We start from the raw sequence: 20,866 nt of genomic DNA, 5'->3' as shown, positions 1-20,866 counted from the left end.
CTTTCGTGTTCATGCTAGATATAAGTTAACTGGTTGATGGAACCCTTCCAACAACATAAATTACAAAACTCTGCATGTGACCGTTTCGGATTCGGATCGTTCTTTCGGTCGCTGTTATCCCCATATTTTTTTGATCCATTTCTCAATGGTAAAATCCGGGGATAAAGGCGAACGCTTCGCTCCTACAGAATCGATTCCGAATCCTCCACTACTTCAGCGGGTTGTAATCGACGTCGATGGTGTATATGTGTTCCATCAAACGTTAACTTATATCATTTATTTTAGTTGTAGTTAGGTGTTATTTTGTAGCCATTTTGCGTTGTTTTTCTGCACGCTCACGCTCGGATTTGTTCAGGATCTTCTTACGGAGACGAATAGATTTTGGTGTAATCTCACAATATTCATCTTCATTCAGATATTCAAGCGCCTGTTCCAACGAGAAGATAATCGGAGTTTTAATTTTAACCGTATCATCTTTACCAGAAGAACGAACGTTAGTCAGTTGTTTTTCTTTGCAGATGTTAACAACGATATCATTGTCACGTGTATGTTCACCAACAATCATACCTTCGTAGATTTCAGTACCCGGCTCCAAGAAGAGCGTACCGCGATCCTCAACGCCCATCATGCCATAGAACGTAGATGTACCAGTTTCAGTTGAGATCAGCACGCCTTGGTGACGTCCACCTACTTGACCGGATACTACTGGAGCGTAGCTGTCAAATGCATGGTTCATTACACCGTAACCACGAGTCAATGTCAGGAAGTTGGTGCTATATCCGATCAAACCACGTGCTGGAATCAGGAACTCCAGACGAACTTGACCACTACCTGTGTTGACCATGTTAACCATCTCTGCTTTACGTGCGCCCAGGCTCTCCATTACGGAACCCATGCTTTCTTCAGGGATATCAATCAACAAGCGCTCTAGAGGTTCCATTTTCTTACCGTCAACTTCTTTAACGATAACTTCTGGTTTGGATACTTGAAGCTCATATCCTTCACGACGCATATTTTCAATCAGGATACCTAAGTGAAGCTCACCACGTCCAGAAACGACAAATGCATCCGGGCTATCCGTTTCGTCAACACGAAGGGATACGTCAGTTTCCAATTCTTTGAACAAACGCTCACGAAGTTTACGGGAAGTTACCCATTTACCTTCACGACCTGCGAATGGACTATTGTTCACGAGGAACGTCATTTGCAGTGTAGGCTCATCAATTTTCAAAACTGGAAGTGCTTCTGGGTTGTTCGGATCAGCGATGGTTTCACCAATGTTGATGTCCTTGATTCCTGCAATCGCAACGATGTCACCTGCTCCTGCTTCTTCCGTCTCAATACGTTTGAGACCCTGGAAACCGAACAGTTTCTCGATACGTGCAGTTTTGCTCTTACCATCACGCATAATAACCGTTACCGATTGTCCTTGACGGATCACACCGCGGTTAACACGACCAATGGCAATACGGCCAAGGTATTCATTGTAGTCCATCAAAGTAACGAGGAATTGAAGTGGTTCTTCAACATTTTCGGTAGGGTGTGGGATATGACTAACGATGGTATTGTAAATCGCCATCATGTTGTCATCCTGTTTTGCAGGATCATTATCCATGCTGGATGTTCCGTTCAATGCGGAAGCATATACAACAGGGAATTCAAGTTGTTGATCGTTGGCACCCAGTTCAATGAACAGGTCCAGTACTTCATCAATAACCTCAGTCGGACGAGCCGCTGGACGGTCAATTTTGTTTACAACAACGATTGGTGTCAGGTTGTGCTCCAAAGCTTTACGAAGTACGAATTTCGTTTGCGGCATACATCCTTCGTAAGCATCAACAACGAGCAAAACGCCGTCAACCATTTTCATGATACGTTCCACTTCACCACCAAAGTCGGCGTGTCCTGGTGTATCCACAATATTGATCAGGTAATCTTTATAGGTAATAGCTGTGTTTTTGGCCAGAATCGTAATACCGCGTTCACGCTCCAAATCGTTGGAGTCCATTGCGCGCTCCTGTACCGTTTCGTGATCACGGAAAGTACCGGATTGCTGGAGCAACTTGTCGACGAGCGTTGTTTTCCCGTGGTCGACGTGGGCAATAATCGCAATATTGCGAATGTGTTCTCTTGAATGCATGGTTTGTATCCATATCCTTTCCAATTTCAATTCTTATCTACTAAACTTCCCGCAAATTCGCAGGTTACTCACCCAAAATAAGCGTCGGTGATATCCCGACGCATGCCTATATCCCTTATATTATAGTTGATCATAGGTAAAAATCAAGATATTTCGCTTGAAAGACCACTGGGAATGTTACCAGCCTCTCCCTTGGCGTCCTCGGCCAAACAGCAACCACATCCCGCCTACAATTAAAATTACCGCCAGCACATAGATAATACCGGTGTGAAGCAGTGTAAATCCGAATAAAATAATTGAAAGGATGCCAACGCCCAATGCCACCGGAAGTACCATTGCGGGTCTTCGATGATCAGCCAGTGCATATTCAAGCAAACCAACGGCAATTCCAAGCAAAAAAGCAGGCCACAGGTTGCTCATCAATCCGCTGCCCCATGTATTCGTGACTCCGAACAACAGACCATAGACGGTTAATGTTCCTGCTGGAACGAGTGACCATGATGGCGTGAGCCTTGCATAATATAATGCATGAAGAGCAATACCAGGCAACAAGATGAGCAAAGGCCAGAAGTGCCGTCCAATAAAGCCAAACACACCTAGTTTACCGAGTAAAATTATTAAACCTGCAACAAAAATAAATATTCCGATTGCTTTTTCATTTCTCATCCTCATCTACAATCACCTCTTATAACATTTGGCTATGTACCCCGTAAGATAAACTATAAGCACACCATGATGACTGACTGTTCCCAGCCTTCTTCTAGTGTAGCCGATGTGTATGCAAAAAACTACACTTTATGTCGTACTTCGCCTCTCTCCATTATCCTGTATTACCCTAAAATGATCGGTCTATGACTTATTCAAGTTCACCCATTTCTTCTGAACAAATAAATACAGCAAAAAACTGCCCTTTACGGGCAGTTCGCCAGAAAATTCACATTTCCATTTGCTCAAATCAACTTACACGTTTCGACGAACAAACTTGTGCGCTCCTCCAATCGCGATTACAAGACAAGCCATAGCTACAGGCAGCAGTGTATGCGCCTCAGCAGCCAAGCCACCGAGCCACTGTCCCAGCTTCGGATCATTCATCACCATCTCACCTGCTGTGAAGGCCAGAATACCTGAACCGGCAAATACCAGAATCGGAAACCGCTTCAACAAACCGACAATTAATCCGCTGCCCCACACCACAATCGGAATACTTATGGCAATTCCGATGACCGTGAGCGCCAAGTCCCCATCCGCCAGCGCAGCAATCGCGAGAACGTTATCCAGACTCATGACAAAGTCAGCAATCAAAATCGTTTGGATCGCTTTCCAGGTCGTGGACGCCTTACGAATATGTACTTCATCTTCATTCTGAAGCAGCAGCTTGACAGCAATCCAGAGCAACAGCAGACCACCAGCCGCCTGAATAAAAGGAATACCCAACAGCAGCACAGCTGCAAAGGTTAACAAGCAGCGCAAAACAACCGCACCGAAAGCCCCCCACCATACCGCCTGCTTGCGCTGTCTCGCGGGTAAATCCTTGCTTGCAAGGGCAATAACAACCGCATTATCTCCACTTAGAACCAGATTGATCATTAATATTTCGGTTAGCAGCCATAGCGTATCCATGCTTCTCATCCCCCCACTCTAACTTGTATGTCAAAGTTGTCCATGCTATTCTTAAACGTTGAACAAGCTTTCTCAGGTTTGGATATATAGAAGGAGTGACATCGTATGGAGCTGTTTAGCCCCGCTTTTTGGCTAGCGTTGTTGAACGTTGTATTTATTGATCTAATTCTGGCTGGCGATAATGCCATCGTGATTGGTCTCGCAGCTCGAAATTTGCACCCTTCTGTGCAGAAAAGGGCGATTCTTTACGGAACAGGCGGTGCACTTTTGATTCGCATTGTAGCCACCGTGATTGTGCTCTGGCTGCTTAAAGTGCCATGGCTACTCCTTGTTGGGGGATTACTCCTGATCTGGATTGCGTACAAGCTATTGGCAGATCAAGGGGAAGAGCATTCGGATATCAAGGCTGGCAGTTCTCTCTGGGTAGCCGTGCGAACGATTGTCATCGCAGACGCTGCCATGGGACTGGATAACGTCATCGCCGTTGCTGGTGCAGCACAGCAGCACTTAGTGCTTGTTATACTCGGACTGCTGATCAGTGTACCTATTATCGTGTGGGGCAGTACGTTGTTTATCAAATTAATTAACCATTTCCCTTGGATCATTTATCTTGGAGCTATCGTGCTTGGGTATACGGCTTCAAACATGATCACAGAGGAGCAGCGTCTTGTACCTTTCTTCACTGAGCATCCGGCACTGAGAATCTTATTTATCGTTCTCGTTACTGCTGGTGTTGTATTTGCAGGATATCGCAAACGTGCAAGCAGCAATAAACCAGGTGGAGAACGGCAGCACTCCTATTCCTAAGCTTTATTAAATGGGATTCCCATCAAACACAACCATAAAAAAAGGACTGACCGATAATACATCGGCCAGTCCTTTTTCTTCAAGAAGATAACATAGTCCTTATTATGTTATTCAATCCAGAATACGGTTCCTCAGAACCACTCTTCTTTCATGTCATTAACTTCATTCTGCTGATTGGTGACAATAAAGTTTTCACCTGCATGCAGCGTAATTGTTTCTGTCTGCTCCACCGCCTGCTCCACCCATTCCGGCAGTTGACTCATGGTTGCTTCAATCTTGTCCACAATGCGAAGATTCGGATTGGTGGATGGGGATTTCGGTACAAAAAGAGTGCAACAGTCTTCATATGGCAGAATCGATATATCATACGTCCCGATCTGTTTGGATAAAGTTATAATTTCCTGTTTGTCCATCATGACAAGTGGTCGCAGCAGCGGCAGATCCGTCGCACGTCCAATGACATTCATGCTTGGCAGGGTCTGGCTCGCTACCTGACCCAGACTATCTCCGGTAATCAGTGCAAGCGCACGCTCACGTTCAGCCAGCTTGGTTGCAATACGTAACATGGAGCGGCGCATCAGTGTGATGATCAAGTTATCCTGTCCCAGTTGGGTAAATGCAGTTTGAATTTCCGTAAAAGGAACCAGATGCAGCTTAATTGTGCCTGCATGATCAGCAAGTGCACGCGCCAAATCAATGACCTTTTCTTTGGCACGCTGGCTTGTGAACGGATAACTGTAAAAGTGTACACATTCCACTTCCAGGCCTCTACGCATTGAAGACCATGCCGCTACAGGGCTGTCTATGCCACCCGATAATAACAGCATCGCTTTTCCATTTGTGCCCAGGGGGAACCCGCCTACGGCCGGAATCACCTCACTGAAGATATACGTGCCCTGATCCCGAATTTCCACGCGCAGTTCAATGTCAGGTTGACGCACGTCGACGCTTAACTGCTGGAATTTCCGAAGAATCGGAGAACCTACCAGATGGTTCATTTCATGCGAAGAATTGGGGAACTCTTTCCAAACACGCCGTGCATTAACTTTAAACGTGGTACCGTCTTTGAATTCAGACTCTCTTTCATCCATAAAAGCAACGGCTGTCTCCACGATTTGGTCAGTCTCCGATGGGGTCACTTTAACCGGACTGATCGAAATAACGCCGAATACTCGTTTCAGCACAGCGATCAGCTCTGTATGAGATTCGCCACCCAGATCAACATACAACCGTCCAAACTCCTTCCGCAGACTTGCACCTGGATAAGGTTTGAGCAGGGAACGTACCTGGGTGATGATTGTTTTTTCGAACCGGGCACGGTTTTTTCCTTTTAACATAAACTCTCCGAAACGGAGAAGCAGCATATCATATTTCATCTAAAATCACATCCGCCTTTCCAACGGGCGCAGCTGCGCCACCATCTGATGTAAAGCCTGCTCCAGCAGTGCCACATCTTCTTCTGTATGTTCATCTCCAAGACTAATACGCAATCCACCAGCAGCACAAGCATTATCCCTGCCCATGGCAAGCAATACCCTGCTGGGTTCAGCCGATCGCGAAGAGCAGGCAGATTGTGTAGAAACAGTTACTCCAAGTTGTTCAAGGGTATGCAGCGCCACTTCTGCCTTCATTCCAGGATAGGAAAAATGAACAATGTGCGGCGCACCCTCCTTACGACTATTTAACACAAGTCCGGGAATCGTATCTATGACCTCCATGATACGATCTCGCAAAATCGTTGTACGCTGTGCAAAGTCAGCCTGACGTTCCGCAGCGAGACGCATCGCCTTCGCCATACCCACAAGCAAAGGTACATTTTCAGTACCCGCTCTTAGTCCCTGCTCTTGGGAACCCCCTGACAGTAAAGGCGTTAGCTCGACTCCACTTCGTACGTAGAGAAGACCAGCTCCTTTGGGACCACGAATCTTGTGAGCAGACAAGCTGTAAAGATCCGCGCCCCATGCCGCAGGTTTAGCTTCCATCTTGCCAAAACCCTGCACACCATCTACATGAAAAAGCACCTTTGGTGCTTCCTTTTTCAGTCGTACACCGATTTCAGCAATTGGATGTATCGCTCCTGTTTCATTGTTCACATGCATCAGACTCACAAGCACCGTATCCGATCTTATGGCATCCACTACCTGCTGGGCGCTAACCAGACCATCGGAATCCACGGGAAGCCAAGTGACCTCCCATCCCCACTGCTGTAGCTGCACAAAACTCTCGTAAACTGAAGCATGTTCCGTTGCAGTTGTAATGATGTGTTTGCCCCGAGACTGATACTGTAATGCCGCCCCTTTAATGGAAAGATTGTTGCTCTCAGTTGCGCCTGAGGTAAATACGATTTCTTCCGGTTTCACATCAATTGCGGCGGCACAACCAGATCGCGCTCGGCGCAACAATTGATGGGCTCGCTCACCATATCCATGTATCGATGACGGATTCCCATATTGCGCCTCCATAATCTCGGCCATTGTACGAACGACATCCGGATGAGGAGGCGTCGTTGCTGCATAATCAAAATATTTCAAATGAGGTTCCCCTCCTTGTCTCTTCGTTGTGGAATCTACAGTGAGCATTGTAACACGATCCCCGCTCAACACAAAAAGACCAAACAGGAACTAAGCACATTTAAGACTGCTGTTCCCGCGTTTGATCTCTTCCTGGGCGTACTGTTGTGTTGCCATTTCTTTGGTCTATACCATTTATACCGAATATTTCGACTGTGCTTTCTCCACTTTGGAGATATAAGCCTGTGTTTCCGAAGGGAGGCGGTTAAGTACACTCATCAGTTCAGCGTCACTCGATACACCCAGACTCGAAACCCGTCCCGGTCCGGCATTATAAGCAGCAAGTGCCATCTTCACCTCGCCACCAAAACGCTGGAGCTGGAGAGAAAGGTATTTGGTTCCACCATCTATATTTTGAGCGGGATCGTAAGCGTTGCTTACTCCCAACCCTGCTGCCGTCCCATCCATCAACTGCATCAGTCCTTTGGCACCTGCGGAAGACACTACATTCGGATTGAAACCGGATTCTGTATCAATAACCGCCTTGATCAAAGATTCAGGCACCCCATATTTGGCGCTCGCTGAGGCAATCAAAGATTCAAAATCTGTAGGTACAGATGCACCCGAATCCACTGCTCCAGTATTTAACAGGGAAGATAAAGAAACCTCATTACTGTTCGAGGAAGAAACAGAACTTGCATCCGGGTTATACATGCTGCCCAGTTGCAGCCACAACAGACCGTCACTGGATCGTTTGGAGATCGCAGCAGAATTTACTTCTTCGCCTACGGTACTAGTATTGTTCAAAGTATTTGAATTCGTCCCGAGCAGCCCGTCCATCATACTGGCAAAATCCACTGTTGAAGCGGAGTTTCCATCCGATGCATTTGTTTCGTTGAGACTATTGGACAATTGCAGTTCCAGCAACTGCCGCGACGCGCGCGGATCAATCTGCATGAGTTATATTCACTCCCGTATAATGTAAACGTAGATTATGACTTTATTCTACATTATTTTACAGGCAGGTTCCATTGTTTTCAAAAAAATAGACCGATTTTACAACTTCATTGCGTATATGCGAAAAAACCTTCTGCAATCACCCCTTAAGTAAGGTGGAAGCAGAAGGCTGCAAATAATAAGCTCATATCCTGTTTGGTTAAGCACTTGTGTATTGCTTATTACATCATGTTTGTGCTTTATTAACGGGCGAATGGAATCATGAAGAAATAGCTTAGTGTTGCCACTGCGCCAAGTCCGATGGACCACGCACCCGCCGTTTTCCGGCCATTGACGTAAGCATAGTAACCAAGTACCGCTGCAGCTGGACCAAGGACAATGGACCACATAAATAAGGATGCGATGCCAAAGGCCAGACCCATATATCCGGAGATTCGGCCAGTAGATTTCATGACACCGTCGTCATCTTCACGCTTTACAGGGGTATGATCGGTTCTTTCCGTAGGTTCTGTTCGAATAGAACCTGTTGGGGGTGCTACCTCTGCCCCATACTCTTCCCTGTGGCTACGTCTTGGATAGTCTACACGCTGACGCTGCTTTTCATCTAACCCAGTCGTTTTTGGACGTTGGAACGATTGATCATCTCTACGGTCATTATTCATTGCAAAGCACCTCCATATAAATGGGAATGACTGCTCATTTCGGTTTGAATGTGTGACAGCAAGTCGCAGATGAAGTACGGGCATGATCGTGATGATCGGAATCAAAAGTCTCTCCTGCAAATTCCTCATGTAAGCGACGGGTGGCATGTTGGTCGATGTCAATCATGATGGCATCAGCCTGGCAGAAATTGTTTTCTCCCCAGAAGTGGCAGTTAGCAACACTGCATTTGACGATCGGCTTCTCTTGGCTCATTTTTATCACCTCGACATCTATTGTCTCCGCACCGCAAATCGGCTATTCTCCAACGAAATGCCAGATGATGACATGATCCTTTATCTATAATGCCAGTTGAAGAAAACGCAAAAAAACCGCCACAAGGGCGGTTTTGTCCAATTCGTATATAAGTTGAAAATGTAATTACGCGTGATTACGTTGGTTTTGCATGCGACGCTGCGTTAGGTAGTCACTTTCATAAAAGGCCAGATCATCACGCAATTCTTCGTACGTTTTCGATATCTCAAGAATGACATCACGTACTGCACGAATCGGCTTATCACGGAATCGGATCGCATCCTGACCAGTGTAAGCATATCTTCCATCTTCGGAGTAACATTCATTTTTAGGATAAAAAAAGCTGTTTATGCTTTGATGGTATGTGTTATAAAGAGCCTTTTCGGCAAAATCGACATCAAAATTGGCACGACGCAGCACAACGCCAAGTTTTTCGTAAGAAACTTCAGAAAAAACGAGCAAATGACGGAGATCCGAAAGAAATCCTTTGTAGAAGGCTGATGACTCCTCCGTCTGATTCTGATCCAGTTCAGGCAAGGCATTTTCATTCAAAAATTTTTCGATCCGATCGATAGCCGGTTTTAACTTTTCCCTAGTTGACTCACATGTTTTCTGTACATTGGCTGCTGACATAAAGGTAGCTCCCCCTTAAATAAGTCCTTACATATAGATCGGCCAACGGGAGGTTCTCCCCTGACCTTGAATTCTCAGGTACTATCCTACCATAAAAAGATGACGAGCGGTATCCCTTAATCTGGCTTTCCCTTTCTGTTCCTGAACATGCCCATTACACACAGCTCACTGATGTTCACCTGCATAAAAATAACCGCTTTTCCTAACGATAGATATATCCAGTGACAACGATGAAATCAGAGCACTGTAAGATGATTGTCAAAATAAATGAGGAGGTTTCATCCCCTATGTCCAGACCGAAATGGGTTAACTGGGCCATTGCCGCGGGTGCGGGCGCACTTGCCTTGACGCTTTTGCTTCCGACGTCCAATCGCCCTGTTCCTGCTCCAAGTGCCATGCCCGATTCTCCACACGAGGAGCATGCGAGCAAACAACGTCTTAAAGTTCAGGATGTAAAGTCAACCGATCTGCTGACCCGTGCGGATGCCAAACAGCACCTTAACATCATGCTTGAGAAGACCTCCAAAATGAATGATGTGCAAATAAGTCAATACGTTAAAGAGCTACAACAAACACATGATCATATACGGTCTATTGATGTAATGAATACCAAGGGTTCTCGCAGTCGGCACTTTGACAAAACAGCAGCAAAAGGAAGCAAGATGGAACAGCAAAAGCTGGAACATTCTCTTGCCCTAGCCAAGAAAGCAGTGAGCAAACGTCAAAGCTTCGAATCTTCTTCCTTTCCTCTGGGCAAGGAAAAGTTTTTTGTTATGGCGCAGCCCTCCAAGGATGGAGAACGTGCCGTCATCGCTCTATTTAGCCAAAATGTACTGAATGCCGTGGAACAGCATCAGCGCAAAAATTTGCGCATGATCCCTTATCCGCGTGAAGGTAAATTCAAAATCGAGTCTGTGCACCCCGACACCCTTAAAGAAATTACTGTAAAAACAGGACATGATAATGCCAATGCCAGTCATTTTTACGAAAATGAAATCGTCATCCGTTTCCGTCAGGATCCAGGTGAACGGGATATGCGCATCATTAAATCTGACCTGCGGACGCAATCGGCACGCAAGCTGGGATACACGTATGTTTTTCGGTCGGAACATATGAATTATCAACAATTACATGCTTATTTCGAACGTAAATGGAATCCGCTGTATATGGAACCCCACTACATGTATTTAACCAATGAGACCGTACCTGAACAAAAAGATGTAACCGTGCCCAATGATATTTTGTTCTCCGACTACCAATGGAACCTGCCCGCCATTGAGACTAACCGTGGCTGGAATATTACGAAGGGTAACAAGGATGTTATCGTTGCGGTGGTAGACACCGGCGTCGATCTGACTCATCCTGATTTGAAGGGCAAGCTGCTGAAAGGTTATAACGTTGTCGATCCAGGGAGCAAACCGCTTGATGATGTAGGCCATGGTACACATGTAGCAGGCATCATTGGCGCTGTTGTGAATAACAACGAAGGTGTAGCAGGCATGAGCTGGTATAACAAGGTACTACCTGTTAAAGTGCTGGACAATTCGGGGTCAGGCACAACCTATGCTGTGGCCGAAGGCATCATTTGGGCTGCTGATCATGGAGCCAAGGTCATTAACATGAGTCTAGGTAACTATGCCGATGCCCAATTTCTTCATGATGCTATCAAATACGCTTTTGATCGCGATATCGTATTAATTGCAGCGACCGGTAACGATAATACGGAGCGTCCAGGATACCCTGCCGCTTATCCAGAAGTATTTGCAGTATCCGCTACGGATGCGGACATGAACAAAGCTTCCTATTCCAACTACGGGGATTACGTCGATGTGACGGCTCCAGGGTCCAGCATTGCAAGTACGTATCCGAACAACCAATATGCAGCCTTGTCCGGAACGTCGATGGCCAGCCCCCATGTAGCGGCACTTGCAGGCTTGATTCGCTCACTCAATCCTGATCTGACCAACACAGAAGTCATGGATCTCATGCGTCAAAGCGTCATAGATCTCGGAGACCCAGGTCATGACAAGTATTTCGGTTATGGTCAAATCGATGTGTTTAAAGCATTGGAGGCGGCCTCTGGCAACAGTGCCCCACTTCAATTCTGGCCGCAACATGTGAGACAGCAAATGGATAACACAATGAAAAAGTACATCAAACAATAAACGTACACTGGATACAAAAAAACAAAAGCAGCTGCGCCCCGGGGCGTATGCTGCTCTTTGGTATGTTCACCTATTTCCCCGGGGCACCCGCTGCGACTAACGCTTGCGAGAAGTTGTGCGGGATTTGCTTGATTTTTTCACGGATTTTTTCTTACCGTTGTGGCTTGAAACATAACAAGGATCTTCTTCTTTGACCACGACAGGATACATGTGATGATGGATCGGCACACAGTGATGTTTTTTGATGACTTCGATCGGGTGAATTACGGGTACGATTTGTGGGATGTAATAATCTTCAACAACCTGGATTGGGTCACATACAATCGGACAAAGCGGTGGACAGAAATGGTTCATTTCAAACCAACTCCCTTTCAAGTGATACTATAACGTATTGCACTGGGTCCAATGTGGATTGGATGTATGTCCGTGTTCCCAAAATTAAATAAGCGGGAGCCTGTCCGCTTTAGCCCCACCCTGTTGAGGGGTAATGTTCTTAATAACCCTGCATAATACCCGTAGACCTTCACATAACAGCTCCTGATTCGTAACCGTGAAGCAGATCCGCAGACTCGCCGTATCCGTTTCCCCTACATAACAGGCAGAGCCAGGTAAAAAGGAAACACCTGCGGCAAGCGACTGGCGGTGCAGTTCACGCATATCCAAACCATCAGGCAATTGCAGCCACAAGTTTAGTCCACCATCAGGCAAAGTCCAGTACATCCCGGGAGAACCATGTTCCTCCAGTACCGTTGATGCGGCAAGAAGCCGGGAATATAACTCATCCCTCAATCGCGCTGTATACGCACTGTATTGATGCTGTATGAACGATTGCAAGGCCTTTTGTGTAAGCAGCGGACTCCCGAGATCCGCAGTGGATTTGGCTGCAACAAGTCGGGTGAGCACACTTCCGTCTGCAACCGCACACGCCACACGGCAGCCTGGAGACAGTACTTTGCTGAAGCTTTTGATATATATCACATGCCCCGTCCCATCCATGGATTTAATGGAAGCAGGGGGAGGATCACGGAAATACAGATCGGCGAACGGATCATCCTCCAGGATGAGACAATGATAACTTTGAGCAAGATTAAGCAGTTGCGCACGCCGTTTGGCACTCATCGTAATGCCTGTAGGATTGTGAAACGTAGGAATGGTATATATCAACTTGGGCGGGTATGTATCACATAACCGGGTTAGCAGATCTATACGCATACCTTCGTCATCCATCGGCACCGTAATAATCTTTGCTCCTCTGCTTGTAAACACATCTATTGCTCCGGTATAGCTTGGTGCTTCCATGTATACGACGTCACCAGGACCAACAAACGTACGCGCGACAAGATCGATTCCCTGCTGGGTACCGCTCGTAATCAGCATCCGTTCGGGCGTTACCCGCAAACCTCTTTCCGCAAAATGCCCGGAAAACGTCTGACGCAGTTCGCGATCTCCCTGAAAAGACCCGTAGGCAGCCATGCGCTCTGGATGATCCGAGGAAAGCCGGTACGCACTATCGATAATCTCTCGCGTTGGCAACAATTCAGGCTGAATTGCCGACATATGCAGCTCATATCTAACTTGTGGAGATGCATCAAAATGTCTCCAGAGCTGAGCTCGGGGCAAATAATCCACAAGGGCCATCTGCCAGTTCCAAGGTGTGCTGGATTCATTTTTTGCATGAGTGCGGTGAGTCCTCTCCATATCCTCCGTTATCTCCAGCTCATGCGCCCCCCGTACATAACAACCCTTCCCCTGGGAACACGTAATTAGCTGTATGGCTTCAAGCTCGGCATAGGCTTTGGACACAGTGACCAGGCTGACGCCCAGATCATTCGTCATTTTACGAACCGACGGCAGACGGGTTCCAGGCTCGATTAGTCCAGACCTTATTCGGTCAGCAAGTGTAAGGGCAATCTGAACATACAATTTGGTGCTGCTTCCCCGTTTCAATTCAATATGCACACATGCACCCTCCCAACTGTTATGATCAGCATTTTACTGTTATACTGCAGTCCGTCTATTATAGTTTATAATATCAGTATAACAGTGAATAACAGGAGATGAGAATAATATGAATATCCCTTGGTCCAAAATGGCACAAAATACCCCGTCCTCTGTCGTTCGCGACATGTTACAGGCTGCACAGGCGCCTGGAATGATTTCTCTAGCCGGCGGTTTACCTGCCCAGTCATCATTCCCGCTTGAAGCCATCCGTGACGCATACGAAAAGGTATTCATGGGTGGTTCAGCGGCTCTTCAATATGCAGAGACGGAAGGTTTCCGACCACTACGTGCCAAAATTGCAGAACGTCTTGAATCCAAGGGCATTCCCGCTTCACCTGATCATATGCTTCTGACTACAGGTTCCCAGCAATCCATTGACCTGGTATGCCGAATTTTGCTCGATCCAGGCGACAGCGTGCTAGTTGAATCACCAACCTATCTGGCTGCCCTTCAAGTCATTCATTCCTATCAGGCTGAGGCGCACGGTGTTGCCTGTGATGATGACGGAATGTTGCCTGAATCACTGGAGGAACAGCTGCAATTGCATCGTCCAAAGCTCGTTTACATTAACCCTACGTTCTCCAACCCGTCAGGTAAAGTATGGAGTCGCGCCAGACGTCAGCAAGCCGTAGACCTGTGCCGGAAATATGGGGTACTGATCCTGGAAGACGATCCTTATGGTGAAATCCGCTTTAAACCGGAACAACTAGATGCCCCTGCACTGGCGAAACTGGATGCGGAATCCTATGAGGGTCCATCCAATGTCATCTACACCAGCACATTCTCCAAAACAGTTGCTCCTGGCCTCCGCACTGGCTGGATACTGGCTGCTCCGGATGTTATCCAAATAGCTGCCCGCGCCAAACAGGGGGCAGATTTGCATTCCAGCAGCATCGACCAAAGAGCACTTCATGCACTACTGGAGTCTTTCGATCTGGACGGCCATATTCGCAATATTTCACAGGATTATGAACAACGGATGAAAAAAATGACCACTCTCATGGCTGCAAAATCGTGGGAAGGTATCTCTTGGAACTCACCGCAAGGCGGAATGTTTCTGTGGCTGCAATTGCCTGAGGGCATGCTGGCCAGCAATCTCTTTACCTATGGAATTCAGGAAAAAGTATGTATTGTACCAGGGGATTCTTTCTATGCGGGTACACCGGAGCTGAACCGTATGCGGATCAACTTTACTCATACGGATCCAGATCTGCTTCCCGAGGCTGTAGAGCGTATGGATCGTGCCATTCAACGCTGGCATGCATCATTACAGTCAGACAGTGTAGTTACACTGTAACGAACTGTCATCCACTGTATCATTAGGAACAATTTCTCATTCCAACGAATAACACAAAAATAAGGCGTCAGACCCGAGAAAGCTCGAAGTCTGACGCCTTATTTATATGACCTGCAAGTGCAGGAATTCTTTTGAAGTTTAATCGCATCCTTCTGATCAGTCAGGCACATCAGGTACAATCGTTCTGTTTGCCCGTGACTGATAGTGGACTGCACTTGTTACTGTTTGTGTTGTAGTTAGGAAAGCTTACCGTAAGCCGGGTTCTGTGCTCTTCGTGGTTCAGACGGGAACTACCCTCCCACCACAAGCGACAATCATCTATCTAGGCCATACATTGCTGCACAGCTCAAGCGACCAACCTAGACACACCTCGGGCTAAGGCTGCCTTCTCCGAAGAGTCGACTGTGTCCCATTAGGTCTTGCTCCAGATGGGGTTTACCAGGAACGAAGTCACCAGCGTTCCTCGGGGTCTCTTACACCTCGGTTCCATCCTTGCCTGTGCCGGAAAATCCGGCCATCGGCGGTCCATTTCTGTGGCACTATCCTTCAACTCGCGCTGACTGGACGTTATCCAGCATCCTGCCCTGTGGAGCCCGGACTTTCCTCTCGTGGCAACGAAGGCCACCAGCGATTGTCTGTCAAGCTTTCCGAACAACATTACATAGTATACAGGCATTTTAGTTTACAAACAAGCTTAATCTTACAGGAAGCATTGAACCCGAGTGCTTTTAGATAAATTGGAATACTTCCGTATTTACCTCGGATGCAGTCACTTGCGTGTCATAACGTTTGTCTTCCAAACATGAACGCAGCCAATCCGCAGTTTTCGGTTTCATGATTTTCTCTGCATTATGCCCGGCGTCGATGATACACATACCCGCCATCAGCGCATCGTGAGCCGTATGATAATCAATGTCTCCAGTTACGATGACATCGGCACCTTTGAACCGTGCAGGAAGAGTATAACGGCTACCTGAGCCTCCAAGCACTGCTGCTTTTTTGATCTGCCGATTGAGATCGCCTACTACCCTAACGTATGGCACATCCAGTTGGGCCTTAACGACCTCCACCAGCTCACCGAGTGTCTTTGGTTGTTTGAGTGGTCCCAAGCGCCCTAGACCCAGCGTACGGCCTTTTAAATCCATTGCATACAGGTCATAGGCCACTTCCTCATACGGATGCGCCTTAAGCATTGCTTGTACAACCTTGCTGCGCAGACTCTGCGGTACAATGGTCTCAATCCGCATTTCCTCTACACGCTCCATCTGTCCCTCTGTACCGATGAAAGGTTGTGTCCCCTCTCCCGGTACAAAAGTACCTGTGCCCTCCGTATTGAAGCTGCACTTGTTGTACTGCCCAATACTGCCAGCACCCGCTTCGAGAACCGCCTGGAGTACCTGCTCATGATGGGTACGGGGTACAAATACAGCCAGTTTGAACAAATGATCTGTATGTACATCCTCAAGTGATTCCTTGCTCTCAATACCAATGGCCTCGGCCATCCAGTCATTCATGCCGCCTTCAGCCACATCCAGATTGGTATGACTAATGTACACCGCAATATCATGCTTGATTAACTTCTCGTACAGTTTCCCCATGGGTGTATCGGTATTCAATGACTTGACCGGACGGAAAATGATGGCATGGTGCGCAATAATCAGATTGGCTCCAATCCGAATGGCCTCGTCTACAACTTCGTTCGTAACATCAAGTGCGATAAGAACGTGCGTAATTTCCTTTTGCAAACTGCCAAGCTGAAGACCAATCCGATCGTCCGGCACAGCCAGATGTTTGGGAGCAAGCTGCTCCATCAATTGAATTACAGTTTGACCTTTGGCAAACATGAGAGTACCTCCTTCAAGTTCACAATAAGACGCTCCACCTCAGCCGCCTTGTCCCGAGAAGACTCCTGATCAGATTTGGAGATGGACTGCGCGACACTTTGCAGCTTGACGATTTCGCTCTCCCATTTGGCAAAAAACACATCCGTTGGACGGTCTGTTAAATAAGGCCCCATGCGCAGCAGCAAATCTGATGTCAATTCCACTCCGCCTTCAAGCGGACGTGAGCGATACACTTCCTCATTGGCTATCGGACTGAGTTCTTGCGGCATTGCTGTAATAATCTCGTACACTTTGCCATCTTCCTCAAGCAGCTGTTCTGCAACGACCACCCAGTGATGCTCCAACAACCAATGTCTGAGAATATCCTCACCAACATTAGGCTGCAAAATAAGAAGCTTGACCTCATCCAGTTTGGAGAGGCCACGGTCCAGAATGGAGGCAATGAGTGCTCCTCCCATACCGGCAATGGTGATAACGTCCACTTCTCCTGCAGAGATGACATCCAAGCCATCTCCACGACGTACTGTAATTCGTTCCTTCAGGCCTGCATCGCTGACTTGCTTGCGTGCAGCTTCATAAGGGCCTGGGTTGACTTCTCCGGCTACTGCATCTGCTGCTTTCCCGCTGCGTACTGCCGCAACTGGAAGCAAAGCGTGGTCTGAGCCAATGTCAGCCAAGCGGCTGCCTTCGGGAATTTGATCATGTATCCGCTGTAATCGATTCGAAAGTTTCATGAAGCACCTACACCATTCATTTAATTTATTGATTTGCATTGAACAACGAAAAGCGATAAAATGAAATCCAATAAAACATTTCAAGGATGAATTACCAAAACCAAGAAATTTAGATGTTCAATTTAAAAATAAAGGAGACCCCGCCGCCGCTAAAGCGTCTTGCGGAAAGTCTCCCATAGTGATGTTATTCGAGGAAATCTTTAAGCCGTTTACTGCGGCTAGGGTGACGCAATTTGCGAAGAGCTTTGGCTTCAATTTGACGAATACGCTCACGCGTAACACCAAATACCTTGCCCACTTCTTCCAGCGTTCTTGTACGTCCATCGTCCAGACCAAAACGCAGACGAAGCACGTTCTCTTCACGCTCAGTCAAAGTATCCAGGACATCTTCGAGCTGTTCTTTCAGCAACTCATAAGCAGCAGCATCTGCCGGAGCCAATGCTTCCTGATCCTCGATGAAATCACCCAGATGGGAATCATCTTCCTCACCAATCGGTGTTTCCAGGGAAACCGGTTCCTGAGCAATCTTCGTAATCTCACGAACTTTCTCCACACTCAGATCCATCTCGGCAGCGATTTCTTCCGGTGTCGGTTCACGCCCAAGTTCCTGCAACAGCTGACGGGATACCCGGATCAGCTTATTAATCGTCTCCACCATGTGCACAGGAATACGAATCGTACGTGCTTGGTCCGCAATCGCACGGGTGATCGCTTGGCGAATCCACCATGTCGCATACGTACTGAATTTATAACCCTTTTTGTGGTCGAATTTCTCAACCGCTTTGATCAGACCCATGTTACCTTCCTGAATCAGATCCAGGAACAACATTCCACGTCCAACATAACGCTTGGCGATACTTACCACGAGACGAAGGTTAGCTTCAGCCAAACGACGTTTCGCTTCTTCATCCCCGTTTTCAATCCGTTTGGCCAACTGCACTTCGTCATCCGCAGACAACAAAGGTACACGACCGATTTCTTTGAGATACATCCGAACAGGGTCGTTGATTTTGATTCCTGGTGGAAGGCTCAGATCATCATCAAAGTGGAATTCATCGTCTCCCTCTCTGGTGTTGTTCTCGGAATCTTCACTAGGGCGAAGGGTTACCTCTTCATCATTTTCGTTCACGACATCAATACCCAGGTCACTCAGTTGTTCATAGAACTCATCCATCTGCTCTGCGTCTTGCTCAAACGGGGAGAGTTTTTCTATAATTTCCTTGTAGTTCAACGAAGCTCTTTTCTTACCTGATTCAATCAATTGATCTTTAACCTGATCCAGCGTCAATTCTGTTTCTAGTTCAGTATGCTGATCATTCGCCATAACTCGACTCCCTCCTCCCTAGAAACATCCAACATTCAGATGTTCACTGTCTCTCTAGGGCAATCATTTCAAGTACAATTTGTGCCGCGCGTACAGAATCACCTGCCCGCTCTGCAGCAATCATTTCTTCTTTTTTCAGATCGTACTCTTTCTTACGCGGATACTTCAGCACTTCCCTGATGCAATCGTCAAGTGCTTGAATACTCCATTCACCTGGACCATCCATCATTGAGATTGAACTGACCGTCTTTTCCAGTCGGTCGTCATGAAGTGAAGACATAAAACGGCTTGTATCCGACGGTTTGCCTTGCGCATAATAGGCATATAGATAAGCAGCAATAGCTGCATGATCATCCAAGTTAAAAGCTTCACCAAGATGCTCATTCACGTACTGGGCAGCCTCATCATCCTGAAGCATCCAGGCGAGAAGTTTGCGTTCAGCAGCGTGATAAGCTGGCAACAGATTGGGTGTAGGCACCTGCCTATTTTGTTGCCTACCATTATTCCACCTTTTCGGGTTATTATCCCCATACTGGAGGTTATTTTTCATGGCCTCCCGTTCTTCATTACACTCCTGCTTCAGTGTTTCATATGATACGTCCACTTCCGCAGCCAGTTCCCGAAGATATACTTCCCGTTCTGTAGGAGAAGACAATGGAGCAATAAGTTTCACCGCTTCCTTGGAATAAGCGATTTGTCCGCCGCCTTCTAGCAGTATATGGTTTTTTTTAAGGTTTATAAGCTTAAATTTTGTAGTCGTTACGGCGCCATCCACAATTTGGTTTCGGAACCGTTCGCCACCATGCTTTCGGATAAAATCATCCGGGTCGAGTCCATCCGGAATCAGAGCAATTTTGACCTGTAACCCAGCTTCCTCGAGTATAGGGAAGTTTTTGAGCGCCGCAGCCTGTCCAGCTCGATCACCGTCATAACATACAATTACTTCATCACACATGCCTTTAAGCATCAATGCCTGATTCTCAGTGAGCGCGGTACCCATTGCCGCTACACCATTCTGGATATCCTGATCCCAGGCGGAGATAACATCCCCATACCCTTCGAACAATATGGCCTGCCTTTGTTTGCGAATTGCATTTTTGGCATGATGCAGATTGTAGAGAACACGGCTTTTGTTAAATAACCGGGTTTCCGGTGAATTTAGGTACTTCGGTTGCCCGTCTCCCAAAATGCGACCTGCAAATGCAATCGGCTTTCCGCTCCTGCCGTTAATCGGAAACATCACCCTGTCTCGGAAACGGTCCACATAACCCTGACCTTCGTTTCGCTGTGACAGTAAACCACCCTTTTCCATCTCTTCAAGCGGAAATTCGCGCTTTTCCAGAAATTGTACCAAGGTATCCCAGCGATTAGGCGCATAGCCAATCTGGAATTGGTCAATGAGTTTGTCGCTAAACCCACGTGAGCGTAAATATTCCATAGCCACTTTACCGTGCTCTGTATTTTTCAATAAGAAATGATACAGCTTCGCGGTAAGCTCATATGCTTCCAATAAACGTTCGGTTTCTGGATTAACATGAGCCGATTCACGCCCCTGCCAGTCCCCCATTGAAATGTGGCTTTCTTCTGCCATTGTCTTGACAGCCTCGGGAAAGGATAACCCTTCGATTTCCATCCTGAATTTGATGGCATTTCCACCCGTGCCGCAACCGTAGCAATAGAAAATTTGTTTCTCAGGCGTAACTGTAAACGAAGGCGTCTTCTCAGAATGAAAAGGACAGAGGCCTTTCATATATTTCCCCTGTTTGGTCAGATGTACAAATCGGCTCACCGTATCGACGATATCATGCTGCTGTAACACCGATTCAATAATGCTTTCGGGTATACCGCCTTGTCCGGTACTCATCTTGGTCCACCTTCAT

18 protein-coding genes and 1 other RNA gene are annotated in these 20,866 nt (G+C 47.0%); 3 read left to right on the top strand and 16 right to left on the bottom strand.

Annotation, left to right across the window (positions count from 1 at the left end):
* Positions 1-298: 298 nt before the first annotated feature.
* From typA to gpAD87_RS04100, 3 genes are all read right to left on the bottom strand, one after another.
* On the bottom strand, positions 299-2,140 hold the full coding sequence (typA, locus tag gpAD87_RS04110) for a translational GTPase TypA (RefSeq protein WP_063567007.1): 1,842 nt from the start codon (positions 2,138-2,140) through the stop codon (positions 299-301).
* Between the two features lie 177 nt (positions 2,141-2,317).
* On the bottom strand, positions 2,318-2,812 hold the full coding sequence (locus gpAD87_RS04105; protein WP_064636419.1) for a hypothetical protein: 495 nt from the start codon (positions 2,810-2,812) through the stop codon (positions 2,318-2,320).
* A gap of 288 nt (positions 2,813-3,100) precedes the next feature.
* A complete protein-coding gene (locus tag gpAD87_RS04100) occupies positions 3,101-3,760 on the bottom strand; it encodes a TerC family protein (RefSeq protein WP_063567009.1) in 660 nt (219 codons plus the stop codon).
* Positions 3,761-3,865: 105 nt separating this feature from the next.
* On the opposite strand from gpAD87_RS04100, the gene gpAD87_RS04095 reads away from it, so the two are divergent.
* Positions 3,866-4,567: a TerC family protein gene (locus gpAD87_RS04095; protein WP_063567010.1), complete on the top strand. Its 702-nt coding sequence runs from the start codon at positions 3,866-3,868 to the stop codon at positions 4,565-4,567.
* 131 nt (positions 4,568-4,698) lie between these two features.
* Here the strand turns inward: gpAD87_RS04095 and thiI are convergent, their stop codons facing one another.
* The 6 genes from thiI to gpAD87_RS04065 form a co-directional block, all read right to left on the bottom strand.
* Complete coding sequence (gene thiI / locus gpAD87_RS04090; RefSeq protein ID WP_064636417.1) at positions 4,699-5,943, bottom strand: tRNA uracil 4-sulfurtransferase ThiI; 1,245 nt, start codon at positions 5,941-5,943, stop codon at positions 4,699-4,701.
* Positions 5,944-5,949: 6 nt separating this feature from the next.
* On the bottom strand, positions 5,950-7,098 hold the full coding sequence (locus tag gpAD87_RS04085; protein WP_064636415.1) for a cysteine desulfurase family protein: 1,149 nt from the start codon (positions 7,096-7,098) through the stop codon (positions 5,950-5,952).
* 174 nt (positions 7,099-7,272) lie between these two features.
* Positions 7,273-8,034, bottom strand: a complete 762-nt coding sequence (locus gpAD87_RS04080) for a lytic transglycosylase domain-containing protein (RefSeq protein WP_064636413.1) — start codon at positions 8,032-8,034, stop codon at positions 7,273-7,275.
* Between the two features lie 242 nt (positions 8,035-8,276).
* Positions 8,277-8,696 carry a hypothetical protein gene (locus gpAD87_RS04075; RefSeq protein WP_064636411.1) on the bottom strand — a complete coding sequence of 140 codons (420 nt, stop codon included), beginning with the start codon at positions 8,694-8,696 and terminating at the stop codon, positions 8,277-8,279.
* 34 nt (positions 8,697-8,730) lie between these two features.
* Positions 8,731-8,949 carry a DUF1540 domain-containing protein gene (locus tag gpAD87_RS04070; protein ID WP_064636410.1) on the bottom strand — a complete coding sequence of 73 codons (219 nt, stop codon included), beginning with the start codon at positions 8,947-8,949 and terminating at the stop codon, positions 8,731-8,733.
* Positions 8,950-9,114: 165 nt separating this feature from the next.
* Complete coding sequence (locus gpAD87_RS04065; RefSeq protein ID WP_063567014.1) at positions 9,115-9,621, bottom strand: YpuI family protein; 507 nt, start codon at positions 9,619-9,621, stop codon at positions 9,115-9,117.
* Positions 9,622-9,908: 287 nt separating this feature from the next.
* Here gpAD87_RS04065 and gpAD87_RS04060 point away from each other — a divergent pair, with 287 nt between their 5' ends.
* On the top strand, positions 9,909-11,786 hold the full coding sequence (locus gpAD87_RS04060) for a S8 family peptidase (protein ID WP_064636408.1): 1,878 nt from the start codon (positions 9,909-9,911) through the stop codon (positions 11,784-11,786).
* Positions 11,787-11,882: 96 nt separating this feature from the next.
* On the opposite strand, the gene gpAD87_RS04055 is transcribed toward gpAD87_RS04060, so the two are convergent.
* Positions 11,883-12,140: a hypothetical protein gene (locus gpAD87_RS04055; RefSeq protein WP_064636406.1), complete on the bottom strand. Its 258-nt coding sequence runs from the start codon at positions 12,138-12,140 to the stop codon at positions 11,883-11,885.
* Positions 12,141-12,224: 84 nt separating this feature from the next.
* The gene (gene pdxR, locus gpAD87_RS04050) at positions 12,225-13,745 is read right to left on the bottom strand and encodes a MocR-like pyridoxine biosynthesis transcription factor PdxR (RefSeq protein WP_064636404.1); all 1,521 of its coding nucleotides are present in this window, start codon (positions 13,743-13,745) and stop codon (positions 12,225-12,227) included.
* Positions 13,746-13,854: 109 nt separating this feature from the next.
* Between pdxR and gpAD87_RS04045 the strand changes: the two genes are divergently transcribed.
* The gene (locus gpAD87_RS04045) at positions 13,855-15,084 is read left to right on the top strand and encodes an aminotransferase-like domain-containing protein (RefSeq protein WP_064636402.1); all 1,230 of its coding nucleotides are present in this window, start codon (positions 13,855-13,857) and stop codon (positions 15,082-15,084) included.
* Positions 15,085-15,321: 237 nt separating this feature from the next.
* On the opposite strand, the gene rnpB is transcribed toward gpAD87_RS04045, so the two are convergent.
* The 5 genes from rnpB to dnaG form a co-directional block, all read right to left on the bottom strand.
* Positions 15,322-15,731: RNase P RNA component class A (rnpB, locus tag gpAD87_RS04040), an RNA gene on the bottom strand.
* Between the two features lie 81 nt (positions 15,732-15,812).
* On the bottom strand, positions 15,813-16,928 hold the full coding sequence (locus gpAD87_RS04035) for a Nif3-like dinuclear metal center hexameric protein (protein WP_064636400.1): 1,116 nt from the start codon (positions 16,926-16,928) through the stop codon (positions 15,813-15,815).
* Entirely contained in the window at positions 16,904-17,662 is a 759-nt protein-coding gene (locus gpAD87_RS04030; protein ID WP_064636398.1) for a tRNA (adenine(22)-N(1))-methyltransferase, read from the bottom strand. The genes gpAD87_RS04035 and gpAD87_RS04030 overlap by 25 nt, the downstream gene beginning before the upstream one ends.
* 184 nt (positions 17,663-17,846) lie before the next feature.
* Positions 17,847-18,986, bottom strand: a complete 1,140-nt coding sequence (rpoD, locus tag gpAD87_RS04025) for an RNA polymerase sigma factor RpoD (protein WP_053781258.1) — start codon at positions 18,984-18,986, stop codon at positions 17,847-17,849.
* Between the two features lie 43 nt (positions 18,987-19,029).
* Positions 19,030-20,850, bottom strand: coding sequence for a DNA primase (gene dnaG, locus gpAD87_RS04020; RefSeq protein ID WP_063567020.1), 1,821 nt, complete (start codon positions 20,848-20,850; stop codon positions 19,030-19,032).
* Positions 20,851-20,866 lie beyond the last annotated feature (16 nt).

This window comes from Paenibacillus sp. AD87 (assembly GCF_001659845.1).
Classification (GTDB): Bacteria; Bacillota; Bacilli; order Paenibacillales; family Paenibacillaceae; genus Paenibacillus; species Paenibacillus marchantiae.
The sequence above is the reverse complement of the archived record's forward strand: the minus strand, read 5'-3'. Positions and strand labels throughout refer to the sequence as shown.

Bases quoted from the DNA above. Each gene is read 5' to 3' on its own strand.
- typA (WP_063567007.1), bottom strand. From the start codon at position 2,140: ATGCATTCAAGAGAACACATTCGCAATATTGCGATTATTGCCCACGTC.
- gpAD87_RS04105 (WP_064636419.1), bottom strand. From the start codon at position 2,812: ATGAGGATGAGAAATGAAAAAGCAATCGGAATATTTATTTTTGTTGCA.
- gpAD87_RS04100 (WP_063567009.1), bottom strand. From the start codon at position 3,760: ATGGATACGCTATGGCTGCTAACCGAAATATTAATGATCAATCTGGTT.
- gpAD87_RS04095 (WP_063567010.1), top strand. From the start codon at position 3,866: ATGGAGCTGTTTAGCCCCGCTTTTTGGCTAGCGTTGTTGAACGTTGTA.
- thiI (WP_064636417.1), bottom strand. From the start codon at position 5,943: ATGAAATATGATATGCTGCTTCTCCGTTTCGGAGAGTTTATGTTAAAA.
- gpAD87_RS04080 (WP_064636413.1), bottom strand. From the start codon at position 8,034: ATGCAGATTGATCCGCGCGCGTCGCGGCAGTTGCTGGAACTGCAATTG.
- gpAD87_RS04075 (WP_064636411.1), bottom strand. From the start codon at position 8,696: ATGAATAATGACCGTAGAGATGATCAATCGTTCCAACGTCCAAAAACG.
- gpAD87_RS04070 (WP_064636410.1), bottom strand. From the start codon at position 8,949: ATGAGCCAAGAGAAGCCGATCGTCAAATGCAGTGTTGCTAACTGCCAC.
- gpAD87_RS04065 (WP_063567014.1), bottom strand. From the start codon at position 9,621: ATGTCAGCAGCCAATGTACAGAAAACATGTGAGTCAACTAGGGAAAAG.
- gpAD87_RS04060 (WP_064636408.1), top strand. From the start codon at position 9,909: ATGTCCAGACCGAAATGGGTTAACTGGGCCATTGCCGCGGGTGCGGGC.
- gpAD87_RS04055 (WP_064636406.1), bottom strand. From the start codon at position 12,140: ATGAACCATTTCTGTCCACCGCTTTGTCCGATTGTATGTGACCCAATC.
- gpAD87_RS04045 (WP_064636402.1), top strand. From the start codon at position 13,855: ATGAATATCCCTTGGTCCAAAATGGCACAAAATACCCCGTCCTCTGTC.
- gpAD87_RS04035 (WP_064636400.1), bottom strand. From the start codon at position 16,928: ATGTTTGCCAAAGGTCAAACTGTAATTCAATTGATGGAGCAGCTTGCT.
- gpAD87_RS04030 (WP_064636398.1), bottom strand. From the start codon at position 17,662: ATGAAACTTTCGAATCGATTACAGCGGATACATGATCAAATTCCCGAA.
- rpoD (WP_053781258.1), bottom strand. From the start codon at position 18,986: ATGGCGAATGATCAGCATACTGAACTAGAAACAGAATTGACGCTGGAT.
- dnaG (WP_063567020.1), bottom strand. From the start codon at position 20,850: ATGAGTACCGGACAAGGCGGTATACCCGAAAGCATTATTGAATCGGTG.